25 protein-coding genes and 1 riboswitch are annotated in these 21,660 nt (G+C 63.1%); of the genes, 17 read left to right on the forward strand and 8 right to left on the reverse strand.

Annotated elements, in window-relative coordinates:
• Window positions 1-98 precede the first annotated feature (98 nt).
• Window positions 99-941: a hypothetical protein gene (locus LB529_RS01770; protein ID WP_181174878.1), complete on the forward strand. Its 843-nt coding sequence runs from the start codon at window positions 99-101 to the stop codon at window positions 939-941.
• Window positions 942-1,580: 639 nt separating this feature from the next.
• Here LB529_RS01770 and LB529_RS01775 read toward each other — a convergent pair.
• A complete protein-coding gene (locus tag LB529_RS01775; RefSeq protein ID WP_224529647.1) occupies window positions 1,581-2,123 on the reverse strand; it encodes a J domain-containing protein in 543 nt (180 codons plus the stop codon).
• A 243-nt stretch (window positions 2,124-2,366) separates the two neighbouring features.
• Between LB529_RS01775 and LB529_RS01780 the strand changes: the two genes are divergently transcribed.
• Both LB529_RS01780 and LB529_RS01785 read left to right on the forward strand, forming a co-directional pair.
• Window positions 2,367-2,861 (forward strand): cytochrome b, encoded by a 495-nt coding sequence (locus LB529_RS01780; RefSeq protein ID WP_224630373.1) that lies wholly within the window; start codon window positions 2,367-2,369, stop codon window positions 2,859-2,861.
• 347 nt (window positions 2,862-3,208) lie between these two features.
• The gene (locus tag LB529_RS01785) at window positions 3,209-3,616 is read left to right on the forward strand and encodes a hypothetical protein (RefSeq protein ID WP_140845421.1); all 408 of its coding nucleotides are present in this window, start codon (window positions 3,209-3,211) and stop codon (window positions 3,614-3,616) included.
• 297 nt (window positions 3,617-3,913) lie between these two features.
• On the opposite strand, the gene LB529_RS01790 is transcribed toward LB529_RS01785, so the two are convergent.
• Window positions 3,914-4,261 (reverse strand): exopolysaccharide production repressor protein, encoded by a 348-nt coding sequence (locus tag LB529_RS01790; RefSeq protein ID WP_224529620.1) that lies wholly within the window; start codon window positions 4,259-4,261, stop codon window positions 3,914-3,916.
• 285 nt (window positions 4,262-4,546) lie between these two features.
• A complete protein-coding gene (locus LB529_RS01795) occupies window positions 4,547-5,440 on the reverse strand; it encodes a DUF1236 domain-containing protein (protein WP_224709991.1) in 894 nt (297 codons plus the stop codon).
• Between the two features lie 250 nt (window positions 5,441-5,690).
• Between LB529_RS01795 and LB529_RS01800 the strand changes: the two genes are divergently transcribed.
• Together LB529_RS01800 and LB529_RS01805 are read left to right on the forward strand one after the other, a co-directional pair.
• Window positions 5,691-5,990 carry a DUF1236 domain-containing protein gene (locus tag LB529_RS01800; protein ID WP_224529617.1) on the forward strand — a complete coding sequence of 100 codons (300 nt, stop codon included), beginning with the start codon at window positions 5,691-5,693 and terminating at the stop codon, window positions 5,988-5,990.
• Window positions 5,991-6,205: 215 nt separating this feature from the next.
• A complete protein-coding gene (locus LB529_RS01805) occupies window positions 6,206-6,427 on the forward strand; it encodes a hypothetical protein (protein WP_140541743.1) in 222 nt (73 codons plus the stop codon).
• 202 nt (window positions 6,428-6,629) lie between these two features.
• Here the strand turns inward: LB529_RS01805 and LB529_RS01810 are convergent, their stop codons facing one another.
• Window positions 6,630-6,980: a DUF982 domain-containing protein gene (locus LB529_RS01810; RefSeq protein ID WP_095768289.1), complete on the reverse strand. Its 351-nt coding sequence runs from the start codon at window positions 6,978-6,980 to the stop codon at window positions 6,630-6,632.
• A 215-nt stretch (window positions 6,981-7,195) separates the two neighbouring features.
• Between LB529_RS01810 and LB529_RS01815 the strand changes: the two genes are divergently transcribed.
• From LB529_RS01815 to LB529_RS01830, 4 genes are all read left to right on the forward strand, one after another.
• A complete protein-coding gene (locus LB529_RS01815) occupies window positions 7,196-7,495 on the forward strand; it encodes a DUF1236 domain-containing protein (protein WP_140541659.1) in 300 nt (99 codons plus the stop codon).
• Between the two features lie 128 nt (window positions 7,496-7,623).
• Window positions 7,624-7,833, forward strand: coding sequence for a hypothetical protein (locus LB529_RS01820; protein ID WP_095768291.1), 210 nt, complete (start codon window positions 7,624-7,626; stop codon window positions 7,831-7,833).
• A gap of 107 nt (window positions 7,834-7,940) precedes the next feature.
• On the forward strand, window positions 7,941-8,195 hold the full coding sequence (locus LB529_RS01825) for a DUF2934 domain-containing protein (protein ID WP_224709992.1): 255 nt from the start codon (window positions 7,941-7,943) through the stop codon (window positions 8,193-8,195).
• Between the two features lie 104 nt (window positions 8,196-8,299).
• The gene (locus tag LB529_RS01830) at window positions 8,300-8,686 is read left to right on the forward strand and encodes a dihydrofolate reductase family protein (protein ID WP_411962412.1); all 387 of its coding nucleotides are present in this window, start codon (window positions 8,300-8,302) and stop codon (window positions 8,684-8,686) included.
• 669 nt (window positions 8,687-9,355) lie between these two features.
• Here the strand turns inward: LB529_RS01830 and LB529_RS01835 are convergent.
• Window positions 9,356-9,700: a hypothetical protein gene (locus LB529_RS01835; RefSeq protein WP_224709184.1), complete on the reverse strand. Its 345-nt coding sequence runs from the start codon at window positions 9,698-9,700 to the stop codon at window positions 9,356-9,358.
• Between the two features lie 198 nt (window positions 9,701-9,898).
• Window positions 9,899-10,011, forward strand: a riboswitch (TPP riboswitch).
• Between LB529_RS01835 and LB529_RS01840 the strand changes: the two genes are divergently transcribed.
• The 4 genes from LB529_RS01840 (at window position 10,002) to LB529_RS01855 (ending at window position 13,500) form a co-directional block, all read left to right on the forward strand.
• Window positions 10,002-10,610 (forward strand): Ykof family thiamine-binding protein, encoded by a 609-nt coding sequence (locus LB529_RS01840; protein ID WP_224709993.1) that lies wholly within the window; start codon window positions 10,002-10,004, stop codon window positions 10,608-10,610. (Overlaps the previous riboswitch by 10 nt.)
• A gap of 315 nt (window positions 10,611-10,925) precedes the next feature.
• Window positions 10,926-11,720 carry an ABC transporter permease gene (locus LB529_RS01845; RefSeq protein ID WP_224710119.1) on the forward strand — a complete coding sequence of 265 codons (795 nt, stop codon included), beginning with the start codon at window positions 10,926-10,928 and terminating at the stop codon, window positions 11,718-11,720.
• Entirely contained in the window at window positions 11,717-12,490 is a 774-nt protein-coding gene (locus LB529_RS01850) for an ABC transporter ATP-binding protein (protein WP_140845427.1), read from the forward strand. The genes LB529_RS01845 and LB529_RS01850 overlap by 4 nt, the downstream gene beginning before the upstream one ends.
• Window positions 12,487-13,500 (forward strand): ABC transporter substrate-binding protein, encoded by a 1,014-nt coding sequence (locus LB529_RS01855; RefSeq protein ID WP_224709994.1) that lies wholly within the window; start codon window positions 12,487-12,489, stop codon window positions 13,498-13,500. Before LB529_RS01850 ends, LB529_RS01855 begins: the two co-directional genes overlap by 4 nt.
• A 56-nt stretch (window positions 13,501-13,556) precedes the next feature.
• Here the strand turns inward: LB529_RS01855 and LB529_RS01860 are convergent, their stop codons facing one another.
• The gene (locus tag LB529_RS01860; RefSeq protein WP_224709995.1) at window positions 13,557-14,327 is read right to left on the reverse strand and encodes a hypothetical protein; all 771 of its coding nucleotides are present in this window, start codon (window positions 14,325-14,327) and stop codon (window positions 13,557-13,559) included.
• Between the two features lie 23 nt (window positions 14,328-14,350).
• Window positions 14,351-18,265 carry a tetratricopeptide repeat protein gene (locus LB529_RS01865; RefSeq protein WP_411962418.1) on the reverse strand — a complete coding sequence of 1,305 codons (3,915 nt, stop codon included), beginning with the start codon at window positions 18,263-18,265 and terminating at the stop codon, window positions 14,351-14,353.
• Between LB529_RS01865 and LB529_RS01870 the strand changes: the two genes are divergently transcribed.
• Window positions 18,245-18,532 (forward strand): hypothetical protein, encoded by a 288-nt coding sequence (locus tag LB529_RS01870; protein ID WP_224548551.1) that lies wholly within the window; start codon window positions 18,245-18,247, stop codon window positions 18,530-18,532. The two genes, LB529_RS01865 and LB529_RS01870, sit on opposite strands and share 21 nt — an antisense overlap.
• 192 nt (window positions 18,533-18,724) lie before the next feature.
• Here LB529_RS01870 and LB529_RS01875 read toward each other — a convergent pair whose 3' ends face one another.
• The gene (locus LB529_RS01875; protein WP_224709997.1) at window positions 18,725-19,357 is read right to left on the reverse strand and encodes a helix-turn-helix transcriptional regulator; all 633 of its coding nucleotides are present in this window, start codon (window positions 19,355-19,357) and stop codon (window positions 18,725-18,727) included.
• A 205-nt stretch (window positions 19,358-19,562) separates the two neighbouring features.
• Between LB529_RS01875 and LB529_RS01880 the strand changes: the two genes are divergently transcribed.
• The 3 genes from LB529_RS01880 to LB529_RS01890 all read left to right on the forward strand — a co-directional run bounded on the left by LB529_RS01880 (window position 19,563) and on the right by LB529_RS01890 (window position 21,617).
• Window positions 19,563-19,961 (forward strand): hypothetical protein, encoded by a 399-nt coding sequence (locus tag LB529_RS01880; protein WP_224709998.1) that lies wholly within the window; start codon window positions 19,563-19,565, stop codon window positions 19,959-19,961.
• Window positions 19,962-20,074: 113 nt separating this feature from the next.
• Window positions 20,075-20,896: a GcrA cell cycle regulator gene (locus LB529_RS01885; RefSeq protein WP_224709999.1), complete on the forward strand. Its 822-nt coding sequence runs from the start codon at window positions 20,075-20,077 to the stop codon at window positions 20,894-20,896.
• Window positions 20,897-21,017: 121 nt separating this feature from the next.
• Window positions 21,018-21,617: a DUF6456 domain-containing protein gene (locus tag LB529_RS01890; RefSeq protein WP_224710000.1), complete on the forward strand. Its 600-nt coding sequence runs from the start codon at window positions 21,018-21,020 to the stop codon at window positions 21,615-21,617.
• The last annotated feature ends 43 nt before the right edge of the window (window positions 21,618-21,660 follow it).

Genomic DNA, 21,660 nt, shown 5'->3' on the forward strand with positions numbered 1-21,660 from the left:
CGCAGTTGCTTAAAGTTTATCCGACGCCATTAGGAAATTCTCATAAGAGGCTGCCTAGCGGTTGGGCCATAGTGACGATTCATCTGCGGAGAAGCACAATGACATTGCGAAAGACACTTCTGGCATCCCTGGCCATTCTCGCGCTTGCGACCGCCCCCGCGCTTGCGGGCGCCGGCGGTAACGGCGGCGGCCACGGCAATGGCGGCAGCCATGGCGGCGGCAACGGAAACGGCGGCGGTAACGGTAATGGTGGCGGTCATGGAAATGGCGGGGGCAGCGGCAAGAGCGGCGCCTCGCACGGCAACTCGGCCTCGGCTCCGGGCCACAACAAGAGCGCCGATGCCAGCGCGTCGGATGACAACTCGACCGATGACGCGACGACTGACGATACGACCACGTCTGCCACGCCCAAGGACAAGAACATTCACGCCAAGCTCGGCCGGCTGAACTCGCTGCAGCGCAACATCAACGCTTATATGAATTCCAAGAGCAAGAAGTTCGCCGGCGTCCAGGCTTACGTGACGCAGGCCGCGGCAGCCAAGAACGCCCAGGCCAACCTCGACGCGGCAAACGCCCAACTGGCCGCCGACCAGAGCAAGCTCGCCGACCTCACTCAGCAACTCGCCGACCTCAACGCGACCGACACAACCGGCTTCACGCCCGAACAGCAGGCGGCTCTCGATGCGCAGATCGCCGACGTTCAGGGACAGATTGACGCCCAGAACGCCACGATCAGCACCACTGATGCCCAGGCGATCGCCGATGCGCAGGCCGCGGTTGACAACGCGCCGCCTCCCACCGATGCGTCGCTGGACGCTGCCCTTGCCGACATGGCCAACAAGCCAGTCGACGCCGACGTCACCGCCTGGGCCAAGGATACTTTGGCGGGCAAGATCGACGCGCAAGCCGCGGCCACGGCGACAACCACAACAACCCCATAAGGCCGGACGAACCGACCGGAGGGCGAGCGAAAGCCGCCGGGCCTCGCCCGGCGGTTTTTTGTTGACAGGGCGACGGGCGCGCCGTCTCCGGCAGAAAAATGGCTCGCCTCAGTCGAGACGAGCCAAAGCGGGAGCGCCATTGCCGGGTGCTGATCCCGCACCAGGTTGCCACCTGTTTTCCGGGTGGCCGGCGGTCGAAACCGAGACGCCGGCTTGCGGACGCTCTACTGCGCGCCGCGGGATAATATATCGTGCTGCGACATGTTTATCGCCGGCACGGCGGGCAGGCAATCCCTTTGATCTCGCACCGGCCAGGAACGGACTGCGTCACACAAGAGCAAGCTCCAGCGGTGCCTGCATTCGCGACTGCATTTGCCGTCGCAAGCCGTGCCAATTGCGGCAGTGCGCCAGACCTCAGTCGCCTTGTGTTCGAGGGCGCACAGTGCCTAAGTCACCGACGCTGTTCTGCCCTCCAAGGCGCATGGCATGCTCCGCGGCCCCGGTGGAACCGCCCAGATACGGGGAGGTGAGGAGAGGAGGACGGTCGATTCCTGCGGGATGTAGCTGTTCCTTCGTCGTGCCCGCCGCTGGTTCAGGCCAGCAGGCGGACCTTTGACGATCAGGGCGACGCAAACCGGCTCATTCGGCGTGATCGAGCAGGCGGGTGGCGTCAGGGCGATTCCGGCCCTGCTTAACCCCGGCGTGATCTATGCCTTCCACGGTGATCGCGAACGTGCCGTTCTCCGTCCTGCCGATGAAGCCCTTCGACTTGAGGTACCACAGGTGGAACTCCAGGTGCTCGCGGGGGCAACCGGACAGGCGCTCGAGTTCGTCGTCGCCGATGCCCGGATTGTTGACGTCCCGCCGGCGCCTCACATAGAGAAGCGACAGCAGGTTGGCCTGGATGACGGAATCGCGCTCCATGCCGCCGCCGTCGCGCGCTCCCTCGGTGAGTTCATGACGAAGACCCAGATGCTCGCGGTAAAGGATATCGTATTGAGCCCGCTTGACGGGGTCGCGGAGTGTATTGTTGGCTTCAACGATCTCGCTGAAGCGCGATTCATTGCCGGTTTCCCGATTGTCGGGGTGATAGCGCATGGCAAAGTAGCGGAAAATCCGCTCGATGGTCTCGGAATTGGCGTTCGGGCTTATTTCCAGAACTTCGTAGTAGTCGATGAACATGTAATCGCGCTTCCGAAATTACGGAAACCACTCCCCCAGGCCCAAGCATTGCCCAAATGCTGCGCGCTTGCAAGGTGCCGGTCCTAGTCTCGAACCGCCAAGGCCGGCGCGAATGCTCGCCATACGAAAATGTAAGATTGTGGCCACAATTACGGGAGCTTTCGAGCCAAATTCGGCCATCGTCCTCGCGACTATTCAGCAACGTTAAGGCGTGGGACGCCTTGTATTCAGGGAACGGTCGCGATGGAAACCAGACGTGGATATTCAATTTTTCAGATCGCGCTGCATTGGCTGATTGCAGCGCTGGTTTTATTTCAGCTCTTCTTCGGTGAGAGCATGACGGTCGTCGTGGACGCCGCCGAAGACGGCCAGCCGGTATCGGCCACCGACCAGGCGCTGGGCTCAGCTCATTACTGGGTCGGCCTGTCTGTTCTTGCGCTTGTGCTTGTTCGACTGGTCCTCAGGCTGGTATCCGGCGCGCCGGCCCCCGCCGGTCATGGATCGAGATGGATGCGGGTCGCCGCGCATGTATCGCACGGCCTGTTCTATGTGCTGTTGCTGGCAACGCCGGCAATCGGGCTTCTGGCGTTCTATCTGGGCGACCCTTGGGGTGACATTCATTCGCTTGCCAAGCCGGCATTCATCGTGATGATCGCTGTCCACGTCGTGGCGGCGCTCTACCATCAGTTCTGGCTGAGGGACGGGACGCTGAAGCGCATGCTTTCGCCCGCCGGCTGATTGGGGAGATATGCGGGCCGGCGGCGTCTTCTGTGCGATGGCCGATCGGCAAAGGCTAGCGGCCGCGTGTCGGAAAAACCTTTGCCCCGTTGCGGTGGAATAAATTCCGAGCTTTGTTACGCTAGCTCTGCTTGGAATTCAGGTGGCAACCTGGATGGAGCCGACCTCAAGCCCGGCTCCCTTTTCGGCTCGCTTCGAAAGAGGCGAGCCATTTTTTGCAAAACCGCCGCCAAACCTCGCGGCTTTCGCCCGAAGGCCGCACCGACTTAGGTGCGTCATGGCTAATATCGCTCGCACGATGTAGACTGCGCAGAGTCGGGTTTACAGAGGCATTGGGAGGACAACAAATGCCACGGGTATCGGAACTCTTCTTCAAGACGGCCATCGTCTTTCTCGTCCTGGGCGTCGCCGCCGGACTACAGATGGCGATTTCGGGCGATCACGGTGCCTTTCCGGCGCATGCTCACATCAACCTTCTTGGCTGGGTCACCAGCGCCATTTTCGGCGGCTACTATGCGCTCAACCCGGCCAAGGCCGAGCGCCGCATCGCCATGATCCATTACGGCCTCTATACGGTCGGCATCGTGATCATGCTGCCGGCGCTCTACTGGATGCTGGCGGGAGGCCACCCGGAGATCGAGCCGGTCGTGGCAATCGGCTCGCTGATCGTGGCCGCCGCGGTGCTGGTCTTCGGCTTCGTCGTCTTCTCGTCGACGGAAACGGTGCGCTCGGCCTCACCGGCCACCGCGCGCTAGCTGGGCGAAACCGAGCAGGGATTTCAGGCGCGCCGGCTACAGCCTCCGATCAAGGAGAGCTGCAGCCGGCGTTTGGTTGCGCCGCATCGATTTTGTTGATGGCGGCCCATCGCTGATGCAAAGCTAGTGGCGGTCTATCGGCTCCGATGCAACGGATGGCGCCTCGGGCCCTGGCGCCGAGGTGAAGCATGGCCTTTGCGGTCGAATTGAAGAGGCAACGTGCCGGGCTATTGCGGCGTGGATGCCTGTCGACAAGCAATAGATGATCGGTCCGCGGCCGGAACCGACGCAAAGCGATCAGGGAAGCAGTTTCGGGAACAGCCGCAAGATGAGGGCGTGGATGATGCCATCGCGCTCGAACGGTCCGGGCATCTTGGCGGGTGCCGCGCTTACGTCCGCTTTGCCTTCGTCGGTTACGCGGGTCTCACTGTGCACGAGCCAGAGCACGGCCACGAAATAGCCGGCCTGCAGAGCCACGGCCGCCAGGAATGTCCAACCGATCGCCATCCAGACAGATCCCGTGGACATGAAGGTCCAGCCGAGGATCACTAGAAGCGTGCCAACCATTCCCACAAGAAACTGCGGAAAATACATTTGCCCAACCGAGCGCCGCGACCATATTCGGCCATCAGCGATCTCGCCCATATCTCTACCCATTTTGACCCATGCACCTTTTCCGAGTGGACCGCAAGCTTGAACGGTTTGCCGGCGGCCCCATTGCCCTTTCGTCCGGCCCCGACAGGGACCACGGGCGCAGGACTTCCGCTGTGACAACTGGCAATTGCGCCGGATCGTTCCCGAGCCGGCGACATTCAAGTCATGCCTAATGGACCGCAGCGCATGCGGGCGACTGCCTGCCGGGTTTAAGATGCCTCTCCACGCAGAAAGGCCCGCCGCCTGGGCGGGCCCTTATCCGCTATGCTGACCGGATCAGCTCAGGATCACTACGATCTTGTAGGTGTCCGGGTCGACGATGACGATGCGTCCATCGGCCAAGACGAAATACTCATAGTTTTCATAAGCCGGAACGATCTTGACGATCCGGGCCGGCAGACGGTGCAGACGCACCTTGTGGCGCGGCACCTCGACGCCGACGGAGATGTCGAAGCTAACGTCGCGAACCGGTTCGACATGGCTCTCATGAATGACCTGCGTGATCTGCGTCCTCTGTTCCACCGTCACGTTATTGATCGACGCCGTCTTGTTCTGGTCGGTCTCGACGTTGGTGTTGCCCTGGGCGTTCTGCTGGGTGGTCGTACCGGTCTTGCCCTGCGCGTTCTGCTCAGTCTGCATCTTGGTGGTGCCCTGAGCGTTCTGCTCGGTGGTCGTGCCGGTCTTACCCTGAGCCTGCTGGTCGGTCTGGGTCTTCGTCTTGTTCTGGGCATTCTGCTGGGTGGTCGTACCGGTCTTGCCCTGGGCGTTCTGCTCAGTCTGCATCTTGGTGGTGCCCTGGGCGTTCTGTTCGGTGCTGGTGCCAGTCTTGCCCTGCGCCTGCTGCTTCTTCTTCAGCTGTGTGTTGTCCTGGGCGTTCTGGTCAGTGTTGGCGCCTGACTGACCCTGAGCCTGCTCTTCGGTCTTCATCTTGGTCTTGCCTTGAGCCTGCTCTTCGGTGTTTGCGCCAGCCTTGCCCTGGGCGTTCTGCTGGGTTTGCGACTTCATCTCACCCTGAGCCTGGCCGCCCGCCTTGCCGCCCTTTTGGCAATCGGCCGTCCCGGCCGTGCAATTATTGTCGCCGCCGCTCGGCTGCGCGGACTCGGTCTGCGCCATCGCGGCGCCGCAACCGACGCCGAGCGCGATCATGCTTGTGATCAGCAGATGTTTCATTGGATTTTCTCCTCGGAAAGTCGGTCCCTTCGCATGGGTAACCCAGCCCGAAACGCATTGTTCCGAAATTGGTGCCACGGTCGGAAGCGATGGTCGCGGAACACGGCGGCGGTTGTTTTTGCAGGCACCGGTCCAGTTTTGCAGGAACAAGGGTAGGCGAACGGCGTTACGGCAATGCCGACCCGCTGTGGAAAATCGCAGGCGCAGCATTCAGGCGATTCGATTCAGATCCACATAGGAGAGACGACCAATGAAAATGCACCTCACCTCCGCCGCCGCTGGCTTCCTGCTGCTTGCTGGTATCGGCGCGGCTGCCGCGCAGGATGTCGTGATCGCGCCGGAGCAGGAAACCGTGATCAAGGAATACGTGCATAAACAGCCGTTGGCCTCGGTGAAGGTTCCGGGCGTCGAGCTGAATATCGGCAGCACGCTTCCCGACACGGTCGAATTACATGAAGTGCCCAACGTCAAATACCGTTACGTCGTCGTCGATAACCGGACGGTGATCGTCGACCCCGGTACCCGCAAGATCGTCAAGGTCCTCGATTGATCGATAGCGCATCAAATCGGATGGCCCGCCGCCTGGTTACGGCGACGGGCCATTAACCGATTATTATTTTGTTACCATGTGCTAACGGAACCTTCCCTCAGCGCTTGAGTTACCGGCTCTGGTTCACGTTGTCTCATAGACAACACAAACCAGTGGCAACGTGAAAATACGGGCGGTGGCGAACAGTACGGCGGGGCGAGGAGGAGTTTACCAACATGTCGAAACGAGAAATCGGAACATCCCGTTCGCTCGGGATGCGTGTTGCCCATCTCAAAGCCAGGATGCAAGACGCCCGGATCACCGAGCATGAAATGAAGGCTTTCCAGAAGGTCGCGGCGATCATGGGGGGCGGCGAGGGCTCCCTACGCATTGAGGCCGACGATCTGATCGCTGCGTCCTTCGTTGCCGAGGCGCTGGGCGAATCGGCACCGAACTGACAGCGGCTACCAGTCGAGATCCCGGATCGTTTCAGCCCGACCGTCAGCCGGGAAGGCGGCGGTCGGCAGGCACGATGGACGCCAGGAGGCGCCGAGCTTCCTCCCAGGATCGGCCGGCAAATCCCAAAACTTGCATAACAACGCCGATCACCTTGCAGGACAACGCCGATCACATGGTGTGCCGAACGCGTCGAGGCTGGGCCTAGCCAGGCACGTGCCGGTTTGGTGCCCGGCTTTCGCGTGCCCGGATTCGCCTGATCTTTGCTTCGCGCAGCACCGCGACGGGATCGGCGCCCGTCCATTCGATCCCGGCCTTCCGCGCGAAGACCAGGAACGCCTGTCGCGCCTTGTCCAGATCGATCTCTCCGCTCCGCGCCGCCTCACAGGCGCGGAATGCATTGGCGTAGCTGCCGCCCCGCATGGCCTGGGGCCATTCCTTGAGAAAGTTCTGCATCGCGGTAAGAGAGGCGATCTCGCGCTTGAAGCCGGCACCCACCGCGATGGCCACGGGGGGGCGAAGTTCGATGTCGCTTCTGATGGAGCCTTCCTGCATGACTGCGGCATCCTTAGGATTTCAAAGACTTGGGCAGTTTCAATGCCTTCCAAATGCGGAGCCGATGCGAAGGTTCCGCCAAATCATTTAGTCGCCGCTGACGGAACAACACCCTGCCGGCGGCGTTTGCCCCGGGAGCTCCCATGTTCGACCTGCTCGTGTTTCCGCCCCTGCGGAGGCAGGGCGGAGCTCACCAACGCAACAGGAGAGAAACGATGAAAACCACCCTCATTCCAGCTGTCGCCGGCTTGGCTCTGATGGCCGGCATCGGCATCGCGGCCGCGGACGAGGTGATCGTCACCCCCGAGCAGCAGACCGTGGTCAAGGAATATGTTCACAAGCATCCGATCGCCTCGGTCAATGTGCTCGGCCTTGAGCTTGGCGTCGGCTCGACCGTGCCTGACACCGTCGAGTTGCAGCAGGTTCCGGACGTCCAGTACCGCTATGCGGTCGTCAACGACCATACCGTGCTGATCGATCCCGGCACGCGCCGCGTTGTTCAGGTGATCGAGTAGATCCAGCCCTGGAAGAGCCCGATCCTCCGAAGCACTGGACAAGGATCGGGCTCTTTTCGCATCCGGGCATAAGGCCTAAGATAGGGCAGTGGTTTGGGAGGCAACGAAGCGCGGAAGGAGTCGTTGCCATGCATCATCCACACGTCGAATCACCTGACATCGCACGCCAAGTCGACAAGCTTTTGGCCGAACATAGGACTGGCCTGCTGTCGATGCACGAGGCGATTACCCTGCTGCGCCAGCGCACGGGGACCGACCGCTCTGACGCGGATTTAGCCGGATTGATTACAAAAAAGGCAGCGCATCTGGGCATCGCGGTCGTCACCGACGGACACTGAGCGAAATTGCCGTCCAGGTCGGTCGCTTGTTCGTGATACCGAAGACGACACGCGAAAATTCGGCTAATGTTCGCGCCGGGGAACCGTCCCAACATCAGGAGGCGACAGTGACGGACGACAGGCACGAACGCATTCGCCAGCGCGCGCACGAGATCTGGGAGCAGACCGGCCGGCCCGAAGGCGCTCATAAGGAGCATTGGGACCAGGCGACGGCCGAAGTCGATGCGGCCGGCAAGCCGAAAGCCAAGAGCCCGAAAAAGGCCGCCGCCGCCAAGGCCGACAAGCCGAAAGCGGCCAAGGCGGAGAAGCCCGCCAAGGGCCCGGCCAAGGCAAAGTCCCCCGCCAAGAAGACCAAGGGCTGACCGCCAGCCAAGGCCTGCACCCCTTTCCACCGGATCATGTGACGGTGCGACGCTCCGTGTGAGAACTGTGCCCGGAGGCTATACCGACCATACGCAAAGCCGTCTTGATCATGACCATGTCGGTCGACGGATATGTCGTAGGGCCGGTAGGAATGTCGACGGGCGGTTTTCCTGAACGGCAGAGCTCAAGCGGTGGAAGCTCGATCGCATCAGTCGCGCTGGCACACATCATGGACCGCGTGAGTTACGAGGAAATGGGGCCGTACTGGCAAAAATCCGCGGATGCCTATGCCGCGCCGATGAACGACATCCCCAAGGTCGTGTTTTCGAAAACACTGAAAGAGGCGACTTGGCCAGAGTCCACTAAAGGTGACCTGCACGAGGAAATCGCTAAATTGAAAAAGCAACCCGGCGGCGAAATCATTGCATGGGGCGGCGCAGTGTTCGCTCAGGCGCTGTCGAAGGCAGGGCTGATGAGTATATCATCCTGACTCGGCCGATCGCCTATGGCGGTGGCAAACCGCTATTCAGCGGTTTGACGGACGCGCTCAGGCTAAATGTCCTCGTGACGGCCGCTTACGATAATGGCACCATGCTTCGCATCTACGCTCCCCGCTGAACTGTCACGACCTCTGAGCGAAGGCTTCGACCATGGCGGCCGGCTGACCGGCACGCTCGGCATCGCTGCCGCCAGCAGCCAGGCCGGCGGCATGCGGGTTGCAATTAAGCTATAAGAGGAGGCTATCGCGTCCCTTGTTTTCCGGCGTATCGCGCGACCGCGCAGAGGAAGGCAAGCGCTGCCATGTCGCAAGCTGCGCGTGACGGCGACGGACCTTTGGCGAAAAGGACCGCGTCGGCAACCGGGACCGTCAGGCCATGCTTGCGGGCGAATGAAGTGACTTCGTAGGGCTGATCGTCAGACTGTATGCCGATGTCGATTTGTTGGTCCATCAAAACGAATTCCTCCCTGCTATACGGCTTTACCCTCCTTCGCCTGCGCAGAATTAACGCCCGGCCCCTCGCCCGCGTCCACCAATTGGCGATTGTGTGAAACGATGCATTTTTCGAGGCTTAGAGCCAAGGGTTGCAGCGACATGATTGTTCGCGTCGCTGGCGGCCTTGGAGTTCCTTCCCTTCTCTAACGAAAGAGATCAGAACGCTCACCACGCATCGCTCGATCGGGCAAACCTGACCCCCGCGGCGATCATCGCGCTTTCGCATTCGCTGATCAGCCTGAGGTTGCGCAAATACCGCGCCGCCGTTTCCGGCAGCCAGGCGGCACAGGCCTCGACATAGGCGCGGCCATGCACCAGCGCGCCGGTCGAAAGCCGCTCCTCCTTTTCGGCGATCACCTTCAGATATTGGCGGATGAAGCGGATGTCGTCGGCGATGTCCTGGCTGGCCACGCGCCAGGCGCCGGCAAGGCGTTCGCGCTCGGCGAGCGGCAAAGGCGACAACAACGGATGGGAGAGGTCGGCAAAAGCGGCATGGTTCGCGGTGTTCAAGTAAATCCCCTCAAAGGAAGGGAAGTATCGTACTTTACGTACGAAAAGCAATCAAGCGAGATTCGTACAATTTGAACGACAAAATAGGTTAGATAAAACGGTTATAACCATCGGCATCTCCCATAGGGAGATGGGCGCCTGGCCCAACTGACACCGCAAAAAACCGCTTTCCCAGCACCGTAAACAGTGCTTTAACCCCGCCATCCACAGGGGTGCTCCGTACGGTCGGGGCTGAGATGGTGGCGGCAAGCCTCCGGACCCTAAAGCTGATCTGGATAATACCAGCGGAGCGAGGCGGGCCATGTTTTCCGGCGCACAGATTTCCCTTTATCCCATGGCCGACGATTTCGTCGGCGTGATCCTTGGCGCGCTTGGCGCGCTCGATCCTTACCGCGACAGGCTGAGGATCGAAACCGACGATATCTCGACGCTGCTGGTCGGGCCGCCCGAGGTGCTGTTCCCAGCCATGCGCGACCTGTTCGTGGCGGCCGCCAAAAGCGGCAGGCACTGTGTTCTGTCGGCAGCCGTCTCGCGCGGCTGCCCCGGCGAGCCGGATGACCCGATCTGCCGCTCCGAGGAGATCGGCGGCCCGGCGATCCCGCTCGACGACCGCAAGCGCGCCGCGCTGCGCGCCGTCGGGGCCACGCTTTCGACCAACCAGCCGGTGGCGGCGCAATTCTCGCTCTGTGTGATGGGCACCGGCGACCACATGGACGAGATCTATGGCTGCATCGATTTCCTGAAACAGTCGGGCGTCTTCGAACGCTCCAAGCATTTTTGCACCAAGCTGCGCGGCGACGCCGGCGCGGTGTTCGCCACGCTGAACGAAGCCTTCTGCCGCTTCGGGCCGGGCGCCGGTCACGTGACGCTCGACATCACCATTTCGGCGAACAGCCCGACCGCGGCTTGAGCGCAAGCTCGATCTATCGAGGTAGATGTCGTGGCTGTTTGGCTTGATCCATCGCGTGGGGGAGATGCCCCCAGTCCCATCTCGCAGGAGAGAGGGGAACCTTCGGCGATTGGCGAAGGCAGAGGTGACGGCGAATCTCCCCCCTTGCGGGGGAGATGCCCGGCAGGGCAGACGGGGGTGCTGTCCCGCCGGCCTCTCAACTGGTTGCGCGCGCGGCGTTCGCCAATTGCTTTCGCACAACTTTCGAAAGCTGGCGTTCCTTCGCGCCCCCCTCCATCTCCCCCTCAAGGGGGGAGATCAGCTGTAGCGTCCGCCATCGCCAAGATCTTCCCCGCTGCCCTCGCATTCGCTCTCCTTCTCGTCGCTTGGGAGCTCTACGCCCGCCTTGGCGGCATCGCCCCTACCGTGCTCCCTACACCCTCGCGCGTGCTGGCGCAGGCCTGGGAGAACCGGGCGGCGCTGGCCGACAACACGCTTCCCACCATCCGCGCCACGCTGGCGGGCTTTGCATGCTCGCTCGTTGCCGCCTTCATCCTCTCGGCGCTGGTTGACTTCTTTGCCCCCTTGCGCCGCGCGCTGTTCCCGCTCCTGATCGCCAGCCAGACCTTGCCGCTGGTGGCGATCGCGCCGCTGGTGGTGCTTTGGTTCGGCTTCGGGCTGTTGCCGAAGATCCTGCTCGTGGCGCTGGTCACCTTCTTTCCGATGATGGTGGCATTGGTCGAGGGCTATGCCGCCACGGCCAAGGAAATCAGCCAGATGCTCGCCGCCATGGGAGCAGGGCGCCGGCGCATCTTCTGGCTCGCTCGGTTGCCGTCGGCGCTGCCCTATTTCTTCGCCGGACTGCGCATCTCCATCACCTATGCGGTGGTCGGCGCCATCTTCGCCGAATATGCGGGTGCCGCCAAAGGGCTCGGCATCTATATGCTCAACGCCAAGAACAATTTCCGCCCCGACCTGGTGCTCGCCGCCGTCGCGGTCAGCTCGGCGCTCACGCTCACGCTGTTCGGCCTCGCCGTGCTCGCCCAGCGTCTCGCCATGCCCTGGGAAAATGCAAAGAGCGAAAGGGCGGGGCGCTATGGCGACAAGCCTTCCCGAGAGGGCCGGCCATGACCCGGCTCGAGCTCCGCAACATGCGAAAAAACTTCGGCGCGCTCGAGGTTCTGGCAGGCATTTCGCTGCATGTCGAAGAGGGCGAGTTCGTCTCGATCCTCGGCCCCTCCGGCGCGGGCAAGTCGACACTGTTCCAGTTACTCACCGGCGCGATCCGGGGCGAGGGCGAGATGCGCTTCGACGGCGCGCCGCTCGATGGCGCCCGCTTCGCCTTCATGCCGCAGCGCGATGCGCTGATGCCGTGGCGGCGCGTCATCGACAATGCGACGCTGGGGCTCGAGGTGCAGGGCATGAAGCGCCGCGCGGCGCGCGAGCGCGTGGCCCCGTTGTTCGCCGAGTTCGGCCTTGCCGGGTTCGAGCGCGCCTGGCCGGCCGAGCTGTCCGGCGGCATGCGCCAGCGCGCGGCATTGCTGCGCACCGTCGTGCAGCAGCGCGACATGCTGCTCCTCGACGAGCCGTTCGGCGCGCTCGACGCGCTCACCCGCGCGGCCATGCAGCGCTGGCTGGAGACGATGTGGCGAAACCATCGCTGGACGGCGCTGCTCATCACCCATGACGTGCGCGAGGCGGTGCTTCTGTCCGACCGTATCTATGTGCTGTCGGCGCGGCCCGCGCGCGTGGTGCGTGAGGTGGCTGTGCCGCTGCCGCGCCCGCGCACCGAGAGCACGGCGTTTGCCCGTGAGGTCGCCGGGATCGAGGCCGGCATCCTCGACATTTTGCTCGGCGCCGCCGAACCGATTTCCCGACCATCCGATGGAGAAAACCGATGACCGACTTCACCCGCCGCCAGGCGATGCTTCTGGCCGCCAGCCTGCCATTTGCCGGGACTGCTGCACGTGCCCGGGCCGCCGCGCAAAAAATCACCGTCGCGCTTGACTGGACCGTCAACACCAATCACATCGGCCTGTTCGTCGCCCGCGACAAGGGCTTTTACCGCGATGCGGGCATCGAGGTCGAAATCCTGCCCTATGGCGACACCGGCTCGGGCACGCTGGTGGCCAGCCAGGTCGCCGATTTCGGCATTTCCGGCTCGCTCGGCCTGTTCACGCAAAAGAGCGCGGGCGCGGATTTGAAGGCCGTCTACGCCGTCGTCCAGTCGGAGACCGGTCGCGTCGTCTTCAACGCCGACCGCGCCGCCATCAAGACTCCGAAAAATCTCGACGGCCTGACCTATGGCGGCTTCGGCAGCGCCTGGGAGAACGCGCTGATCTCGACCATCATCCGCCATGACGGCGGCAAAGGTGAGTTTTCCACTGTGACGCTGGGTACCTCGGCTTATGAGGCATTGGCCAACGGCGCGGTCGATTTCACGCTGGAAGTCTCGACCTGGGAAGGCGTCGAGGCCGGACTGAAAGGCCTCAAGCAGCGCAGCTTCCGCTATGCCGATTATGGCGTGTCGGACGAGCACACCACGTTGATCGTCTCCAGCAACGCCTTCCTCGCCGCCAACCGACAGGCGGCCGCGGCCTTCGTCCAGGCGACGCGGCGCGGCTACGCATTCGCCGTCGATCATGCGCAGCAGGCGGGCGAGCTGCTGATCGCCGCGAACAAGGATACGCTGACCAACCCAGCGCTGGTGCAAGCCTCGCTGAAGGCGCTGAACGACGGGCACTTCCTGAAAAGCGCGGACGGCGCCATCGGCACGATGGACAAGGCCAAGATGGAGGCGATGGGCGGGTATCTGTTCGCCTCGGGGATATTGCTCGACGGCAATGGCAAGGCGATGAACGAGAGGCCGGATCTCGGGGCATTTTTCAGCAACGAGTTTCTGAGTGCCTGAGAGGACGCAGGAACGCAGTGTCGCGCCGGAACCTGCCCGGAAATCCGGTGCGGTGCCTAATTCTCGACGATGGCAAGAAGCAGCCCGGTCTTAATGTGCCACCCGGGTTCGCCATGCATTACTAGGGCGGCCTCATAGAATTTCGCCATGGCCGGGCACAGACCCGGGAAGCCCTGGTTGATGTTCGAGATAGCCTCCACCTCGGCCGGCGTGCCGCCGATCTTCGTGAAAACGTCGGCGACCAGCGACCAGTCCTGATCGCTAGGCACTGCCGCCGGTAGGCCGCTTCTTTTGGCGGCGCCGAAGGCGCGGAACAGGGTGGCGCCGATCCTGTCCAGGTCAGCCCGGAAATCGTGGCCGGGCGCGCTGATCGCGTCCGGCCCGTTGCGCAGGTAATTGTTGCAGGTGGTCGGCGTTTCGCGCGCCATGACATGATTGAGCATGTCGAGTTGCGCCGAAAGCGCTTCCGAGACGTTGCTGTCCGGCGCCGAAGGTAGGAGCGGTGCGTATCTGTGCCTCAGATCGGCGACCGCCTGCCTGCTGGCATTGCGCACTTCTGTTTGGTTTCCGGTCTGGGCCGCGGCAGTGATCTTGCGCAACATCGCGTCGTAGTCGTCCGGAAATTCGCGGGCGATAGCCTCGAAGATCTGGAGATCCTGCTTCTGGATTTCGGCATCGATGTCGGCGGTGGTTACCGGCTGGGGCGGCATCTCCACTGATTGATGGTGATGATGTCTGCCGCCGCCGAACATCGTTGGCATCACTTCAGCCCCAACGATGCTGACGGGGACGACCGCCGCAACTTGCAACCATTTCCAAGGTGACATCCGCCTGCGCTCCGACACCCTGCTCACTCTGCCCCGAGACTTAGCGCCTTCTTGCGGTCGGCTTCCGCACGCTTGCGATTGCCCTTGGCTTCCCACACCGCGCTTCGCGATTTGTACGCGGCAGCGAAATTTGGCCTTAACTTGATCGCTTGGTTGAGGTCGGCGATCGCGCCGTCATAGTCCGCTTTGCGGGCGCGGATCGTGCCGCGGCCCGAGTAACCGAAAACATTGTTGCCATCGAGTCTAAGCACCGTCTCGAAATCGCTGAGTGCTCCTGTGTCTTTATGGAGCTTCATGCGGAACGCGCCCCGACCGGCATAGATCCTTGCGTTCGTTGGATCGAGGCGGACGGCGTTTTCGTAGTCCGCCGATGCTCCGTCATAGTCCCCCTGGTAGCTGAGGACGCGGCCGCGATCGCTGTAGGTGTCGCCGATGTCTGGGTCGATGGCTATAGCTTGGCTGTAATCGGCGATGGCGTGGGCATAATCGCCCTTCGTCTCCCAAAGGATGGCGCGCGCTACATAGGCGTCCCGGAAGGCGGGAAACAGCACAATCGCTTTGCCGTACTGCACGATGGCGCCGTCATAGTCGTTTTTGTTGTCCAGCACCTGAGCCTCGTTGAAAGCCGCCCTGGCTGCGGATGGGATGCTGCCTGCCGAGGTCGCCGCTCCGCTCTCGATCTTGCCTGACGTCTTTGCCTTCGCGGCCAGTGCCAGCTTGCGGCCCTTGCTGGCGTCGGCATTGCCTGGCTGCAGGCCGAGTGCTTTGTCGAAATCGGCGATGGCGCGACCGTAGTCCTTCTTGTCCGCCAAAAGCTTGCCGCGCGCCACATACATGGAGGCGTCCTGCGGCTTGAGATCGATCGCCCGGCCATAGTCGGCAATGGCTTTGTCGGGATCGCCCTTGGTCTCAAAGGTGAGGGCTCTACAAAAATACGCATCGCGCGACTTCGCGTCGATGCCCATCGCCCGTTCGCAATCGGCGATGGCCAGATCGAAATTGCCCTTCTTCATCCATGTCAGGCCGCGGCGGACATAGGCATTGGCCAAGCTCGGATCGAACTGCACGGCCTTGTTGTAGTCGGCCATAGCCCGATCGTATTTCTGCAGGCGGAACCACAAATTGCCGCGGCCGAAATAGCCGACCACGTTTTCGGGAGCGAGCTTGACGGCTAAATTGTAGTCGGCGGAGGCGCGGTTGTTGTCACCTTTCGCGAACCAGTCGCTTCCCGCAGTGAAGGCGGCCAGCGCAATTTCTGTGTCCGACATATTTCGATTGGCTTGCAGGATCGCCTGTTGCTCGGCTTTCGCGGCGACTGCTTCCGCGCGCCGGCCGCCGATATCGTCACGGTCGGGGTCAAGCTTGATCACTTGTTCATAGTCCGCGACGGCGCGATCATAGTCGCCGATATCTTTGAAGGCGTCGCCGCGTAATGAATAGAAGAACGCATCGCCCGGCTTCAGCGTTATGGCCTTCGTGTAGCCGTCAATAGCGCGCTCCGTTTCACCTTTGGCCGCCACCGTAGCGGCCAACGTGGCGACGATGTCGGCATTGTTGGGATCGAGCTGGGCGGCCCTTTCGTAATCCTGCCTGCATCCGTCGTTGTCGCCGGACTGCGCCTTGGCCATTCCCCGGTGATAATAAGCAAGGGCATCGTCCGGGGCGAGCTCGATGGCCCTGCCGTATTCGACAAGCGCCCGAGCGAATTTGTGCTGCTTGGTTAGCTGGTCGGCATGTTCAATAACCATCGCGACATCGGAGCCATACGCTTTGGAGGCGTCGCCGGCAGGCTCGGGCGCCTCTCCGCCGGCCTCCAAAGCCGCCCTGCGGCTGGCGGCATAATCCGAATTGCCGGGGTCGAGCCGGAGCGCTTGGTCGAAGTCGGCGATGGCGCCGTCATAGTCTTGCCGTCCGGCGCGCGCCATGCCGCGCCCATAGTAACTGGCGTCATCCTTGGCATCGATCCCGATGGCGACCGAATAGGCGGCGATGGCGCGCCCGGCGTCGCCCTTTGCCTGCCAGGCCAAGCCTTTGCAGTAGTGAGCTTCGCGCGCCTTCGGGTCCAGTTTGGCGGCTCTGTTGCAGTCGGCGAGCCCGCCGTCCACGTCACCCAACATTATCTTCACAAGACCCCGGCGAAGATAGGCCGTGGTAAAAGAAGGGGCGAGTTTAATGGCCGTGTCGTAATCGGCAATCGCTTGGGCGTAGGCGCGTTTGTTCACAGCCGCGTTGCCCAGGCCGAAATAGGCGAACCGGTTGTCGGGATCGAGCGCGATAGCCCCATTATAGGCGCCGATCGCTTCGTCATATTGGCCCATGTCCAGCCAGGCGTCGCCGCCCAGGATCAGTTCCACTTCATGCGGGTCTCTCGCCTCGAGAGACCTCTCGGCAAGGTCGTCCGTGGCGGCGAAATTCAGCACGACCGGTGGCATGCCAAAAGCCGCGGTCGCAGACTTCGGACTGACGATCGCCCGTCTTGGCTGCTCCAGGTCTGGCGCCGGCGCAGCTTTGCCCTCATCACCGGCAGCCTGCTGGTCGCAGCTTCCCGACCGTGCGCGATCCAGTTCGACGGCGCGCCGGCAATCCGCCGCCGCGCCGGCCTGGTCGCCCTTGAGCGTCCTGGCGCGGCTGCGGCCGAGATAAGCGTCGGCATTTTTGGGATCGAAGCTGATCGCCTTGTCGAAATCGAGCAGTGCGCCGTCGACGCCATATTTTGCCAGACGCGCTCCTGCGCGTTCGACCAATATCCTGGCGGCGGCCTGATTTGTGGTGGCGACCGGAACGGTTTGGGCCATGAGCGCGGCGCACGCGTCGGCACGTTTCGGGTCCAGTTCGACGGCGCGCCGGCAGTCGCTCGCCGCAAGGGCATCGTCTCCTTGCGAGGCCGCGGCGACCGCCCGGTCGTAATAGGCCTCGGCGTTGTCGGGATCGAGTGATATGGCATAGCCGAAGGAAGCGATCGCGCCCGGCACGTCGCCGGAGACCTGCTGCTTCAATGCATCCTGGATTTGCGCGGCAGCATCTTTGGAACGGATCTGCCTGCCAGTGGCCTCCAACTGCTTGGTCAAAGCGGAAAGATCCGGTTTGGACGCCGTTTCTACCGCAGGCACCTCGGCGTCGGCGGGTCCCGCATCGCAATCACCGGCCTTCTCCGGCTTGAGCGCGATGGCCTTCCTGCAATCGGCCGCCGCGCCGGCAGCGTCGCCGCGCCGGGCTCGTATCAGCGAACGGGCGAACCAGGCTCCGGCATCGTTCGGATCAAGTGCGATCACCTGGCCGAAATCGGCAATGGCGCGTTCGTCGTTGCCTTTGCCCGCCCAGGCGACGGCTCGGTAGTAATAGCCGTCGACGTTTCCAGCATCGAGCTCGATCGCCTTGTTGGCATCGGCGATCGCGCGAACCCACTCCTTCTTGTTGGCCCAAGCAGCGCCGCGTTTGGCATAGGCGTCGGCGCTCCTGGGGTCGATGCCCAGCGCAGTGTCGTAATCGGCAATAGCACGGTCGAATCCGCCCTTGGCGGCGTGGGCGATGCCGCGGTTGACCAAGGCGGTCACGTCCGTCGGATCGATCCGGATCGCCTCGTCATATGCGGCGATCGCCTTTTCCTGCTCGCCCGTCGCGGCCAAGGCGGAGCCGAGTTCGGCATGCGCCCTGCCGTTTCCCGGATCAGCCTCGATCGCCTGCTGGAAGTCGAGGATGGCCGCGTCAACCTTACCCTTGTGCAGGAAGGCCAAGCCCCGGCTGGAATAGGCTTGGCTGTCGGACGGCTCCAGGCTGATCGCTATGTTGAAGTCCGCGATCGCCCGGTCGTCGTCCCCCTTGTTGGACCAGTCGGTGCCGCGATTGAAATAGGCCGAAGTCTGCTTGGGATCGAGCGCGATCACCTCGCCATAATCGGCGATCGCGCCATCCCAGTCTTGCTCGTCGTCCAAGGCCATGGCCCTGAAGAAATAAGCCTTGGCGCGCAAAGGGGATGCCCCCGTGACGTCCTCGGCAATCACGCTGCAGGCTGCAATGCGGCGGTCGGCTGCGACTTTGGCATCGCCGGCGCTTTTTTTGTCGCCAAAACAAAGGGCAGGGTCCTTGACAACAGCGAGCGCTGGCTCGGTCAGCCCGACAAGCACCAGCATCCCCGCCAGGACTATCAGCGGCCTGCGCAAAACCTCACCAACAAGCACGCGCAAAAACGCGCCGATGCGGCATGACATTGTTGATCCTCCCCCCCGGAGTTACCGCGGCTGCTGCGGCGGACGCTTATATAGTTCTCTTTTTGTTCCTTAATGCAAGCAAAAATTGCAAGGGCTGAATTTATGCGCTTGGCCTGGTTGGACAAAAGGACAAAAGGACAAAAGGGGCGGAGGATCGTGACCTTTGCCGGACGACACCGGCCTATCCCCTCACATATCGATCATCGACCGCTTCACCCGTCCGATGATCGTGATCGCCCCCTCCAGCTCCGGCGGCGGGATGTCGAGGTAGGATGCCGGCTGGAACGGCGGGTTGTCGTTCGGGCGCCAGCGCTTGTAGGTGGCGCGTCCCGTCTCGTCTGAAATCACGTAGCAGCCATTGGTCACCAGCCGCTTGTCGCGCAGGTTCACGAAGATGATCGAATCCGGCGGCGAGATCTTGTTCATCGACGGCCCGTCGACGCGCAGCGCGATCCACTCGCCTTCCTCGAGGTCGGCGGTGGGGATGGTCGGATAGTCGGAGAGATTGACGACGCTGTCCTGGCTGCCGAGCTCGCCAGCGCTGATCCACGACACGATCGGCACATCTATGGTGACGGGCGAGGGGGCGAAATTGACCGGCGCCGCCTCTGCGCCATCCCCGTTGAACAAGAGCCAGCCGGGATCGACGCCGAACAGCCGGCCGTACTTCTCCGCCGCCTTGCGCGACAGCGGCCGGTTGCCGTTCTCGTGGCTGATCAGCGTGTTCTTGTTGATGTCGCGCAAGGCCCGCGCCGCATCGCTAGGCGAGGCATAGCCGGCCTGGGCGCGCGCCTGCTGCAATCTGTGCCGAGAATCCGTCATCGTACAAAATGCCTGAAAATTATCGTCCAAAGTGTACGATTTCGCTTGCGCGTATTTCGTGCATAACGTACGCTTAGCGCATGAATGAACATCCCGCAAGCATTTCCGCCCAGCCGGTGATTCCGGTGCCGCCGACGAGCATCTCAGGGCTTATCGATTCCTGGCGGAGCATCGACGCGTTCGCCGCCACGCAAAAGGAGGCGGCATGAACGCGTTGCCTTTCCAATTCGAACCGTCTTTCCCGTTCGAATCGCCTGTCGAATTCCAATCGTCCGGACCGTCCTCCTCCCCGGTCCGGGCGCATTCCGGGGCGCTTGCCCCGGATCCGGCTGAACCGCCCGCACCCCGGTTCACCGGAACGGCCGGAGCCGTTCCTCCCCCGGCTCCGGCCCCCAATTCGGGCATAAGCTGCATCCGCACAGAGGACGGCACCGTCATCTTGTTCGACCGGAAGACGGGCCGCGCGGTGTCGGGCCTGACGCGGGCTGCGGCCGAGGCCGCTCTTCTGCGACTGACCGGCGTGGCGCCGGCGCAATTCCAGGAAAAGTGCGAAGCGGTTTTCCGTCCGGAATTGCGCCAAGACAACGCTGCCGGCGCCGCCTGACCTTCAACGCCTTCGCTGACCTGACCACCAAACGGCCTCGCGGCCGAACCCTGGCGCCTGGCCTTAAGCCTGGCGCTTCGCCCCAAGCGCTTCGCAATCAACGGAATGAGCAGATGGCAGCCGCCTACACCGAGAAGGAAATCGACGAGATCGCCGCTTTACTGAAGGAGGGGCTGTCGGCCTCGCGCATCGCCGGCCGCTTCAGCGCGCTGCGCGGCAGCCCGGTCTCGCGCAACGCCATCATCGGCATCGTCCACCGCAACGCCGGTTTGAGCGCCATCGGCTTCGCCAATCCCAAAGGCGGCCGCGCCGGCGGCAGGCCGAGGAAGCACGCCCGGCCGGATCGTCCGGGCAGGCGGGGCAGGACGGCGGCCGGAGGCGTGACGCTCTCCGAGCCGGCTGCGCTTGCGCGGCAAGTGGAAGACACCGACGCTGCCACAGTCAATCTCCCCCCTTGCGGGGGAGATGTCCGGTCCACCCTCCGCAGCTGCTGCGGAGGACGGGCAGAACAGAGGGGGTGCTGTCCCGCAGACCTGTCCGTCGATGGAACCGTCACGCAAGCGAATGTCGTCACTGCCCGCATTCCGCCCAAGCTCAAAAATCCCAAGCCGCGCAAACCCGCGCGCACCCTGCCGCCCGCCTGGCTCGCCCCCGGCACCCGCGAAAAATCCGAAGCGCATCTTTACAAGCTCCCGGCGCCGCCGCTTCCGGTGAACCCCGGCCGCCAGCCGCACGTCGCGGCCATGCGCTTTCTCGATTGCCTGTTCGGCCGCTGCCGCGCACCGCTCGATCTCGCGCTGCGCGAGGATGCCGAAGCCGATCCCGTCGGCACGCGCCCGGGACCGGACATGCTCTGCTGCGGCCTGCCGACGTCGGCCACGCGCTCCTACTGCGCCCATCACCATGCAAGGTTTCACGGCCATCGCGGCAGGTGATGTGAGGGCACCAGGCTCTCCCTTCTCCCCTTGTGGGAGCATCCGGCTCGGCGCTCTGCGCCGAGCCGGATGAGGGTGTCTCGCGCCAACATTTCTAGAATTCCAACCCAAGGACCGCACCATGCCCCGCAAAGCCGCGAAGAAACCCCAGCCGCCAAAGCTACCCAAGGGCGAGGCCGAGCAGGTGCGCATCCGCCGCGACGTCGGTCACGACTTCGCGCTGAAGCCCGACGGCTTCGGCCGTCAGCGCCTCACCACCGGTACGGCCGAGGCGCGCCGCATCTACGAGGTGTCGAACGGCGGCTACACCTCCACTGGCGGCGTCGTGCGCCTGCGCAATGTCGATCCGCTCACCGGCATCACCTCGCTCACCCGCCAGCAGCGCGAAGCCGGCCAGCGCTTCCGCGACGATTTCGAGCGTAGCCAGCGCGAAGGCCTGCAGCCGCAATCCTGGAGCGAGCGCGTCGATAGCGGCCGGATCGGCGGCGGCGTCCCGGACCGGGTGCTCTCAGCCGGCCGGGCGTATGCCCACGCTGCCGCTGCGCTCGCCCATTGGGAAGTGGCGGAAGTGGCCCGAAAAATCTGCCTCGAAGGCCAGTCGGTGAAGGCCATCGCCGAGCGCAGCGGCGACGGCCGCGACGTGGTGGTGAAGCTGCTGAAGGTGGGGTTGGATCTGCTGGCGGTGCACTACGGGATGATGATGGGGAAGAAGGTCGGGTAGGGGGGCGGCATGGACGCGGCCACTTAGCAAAGCAAAGTGAATC

The organism is Mesorhizobium sp. CA5 (assembly GCF_020165105.1).
GTDB lineage: Bacteria > Pseudomonadota > Alphaproteobacteria > Rhizobiales > Rhizobiaceae > Mesorhizobium.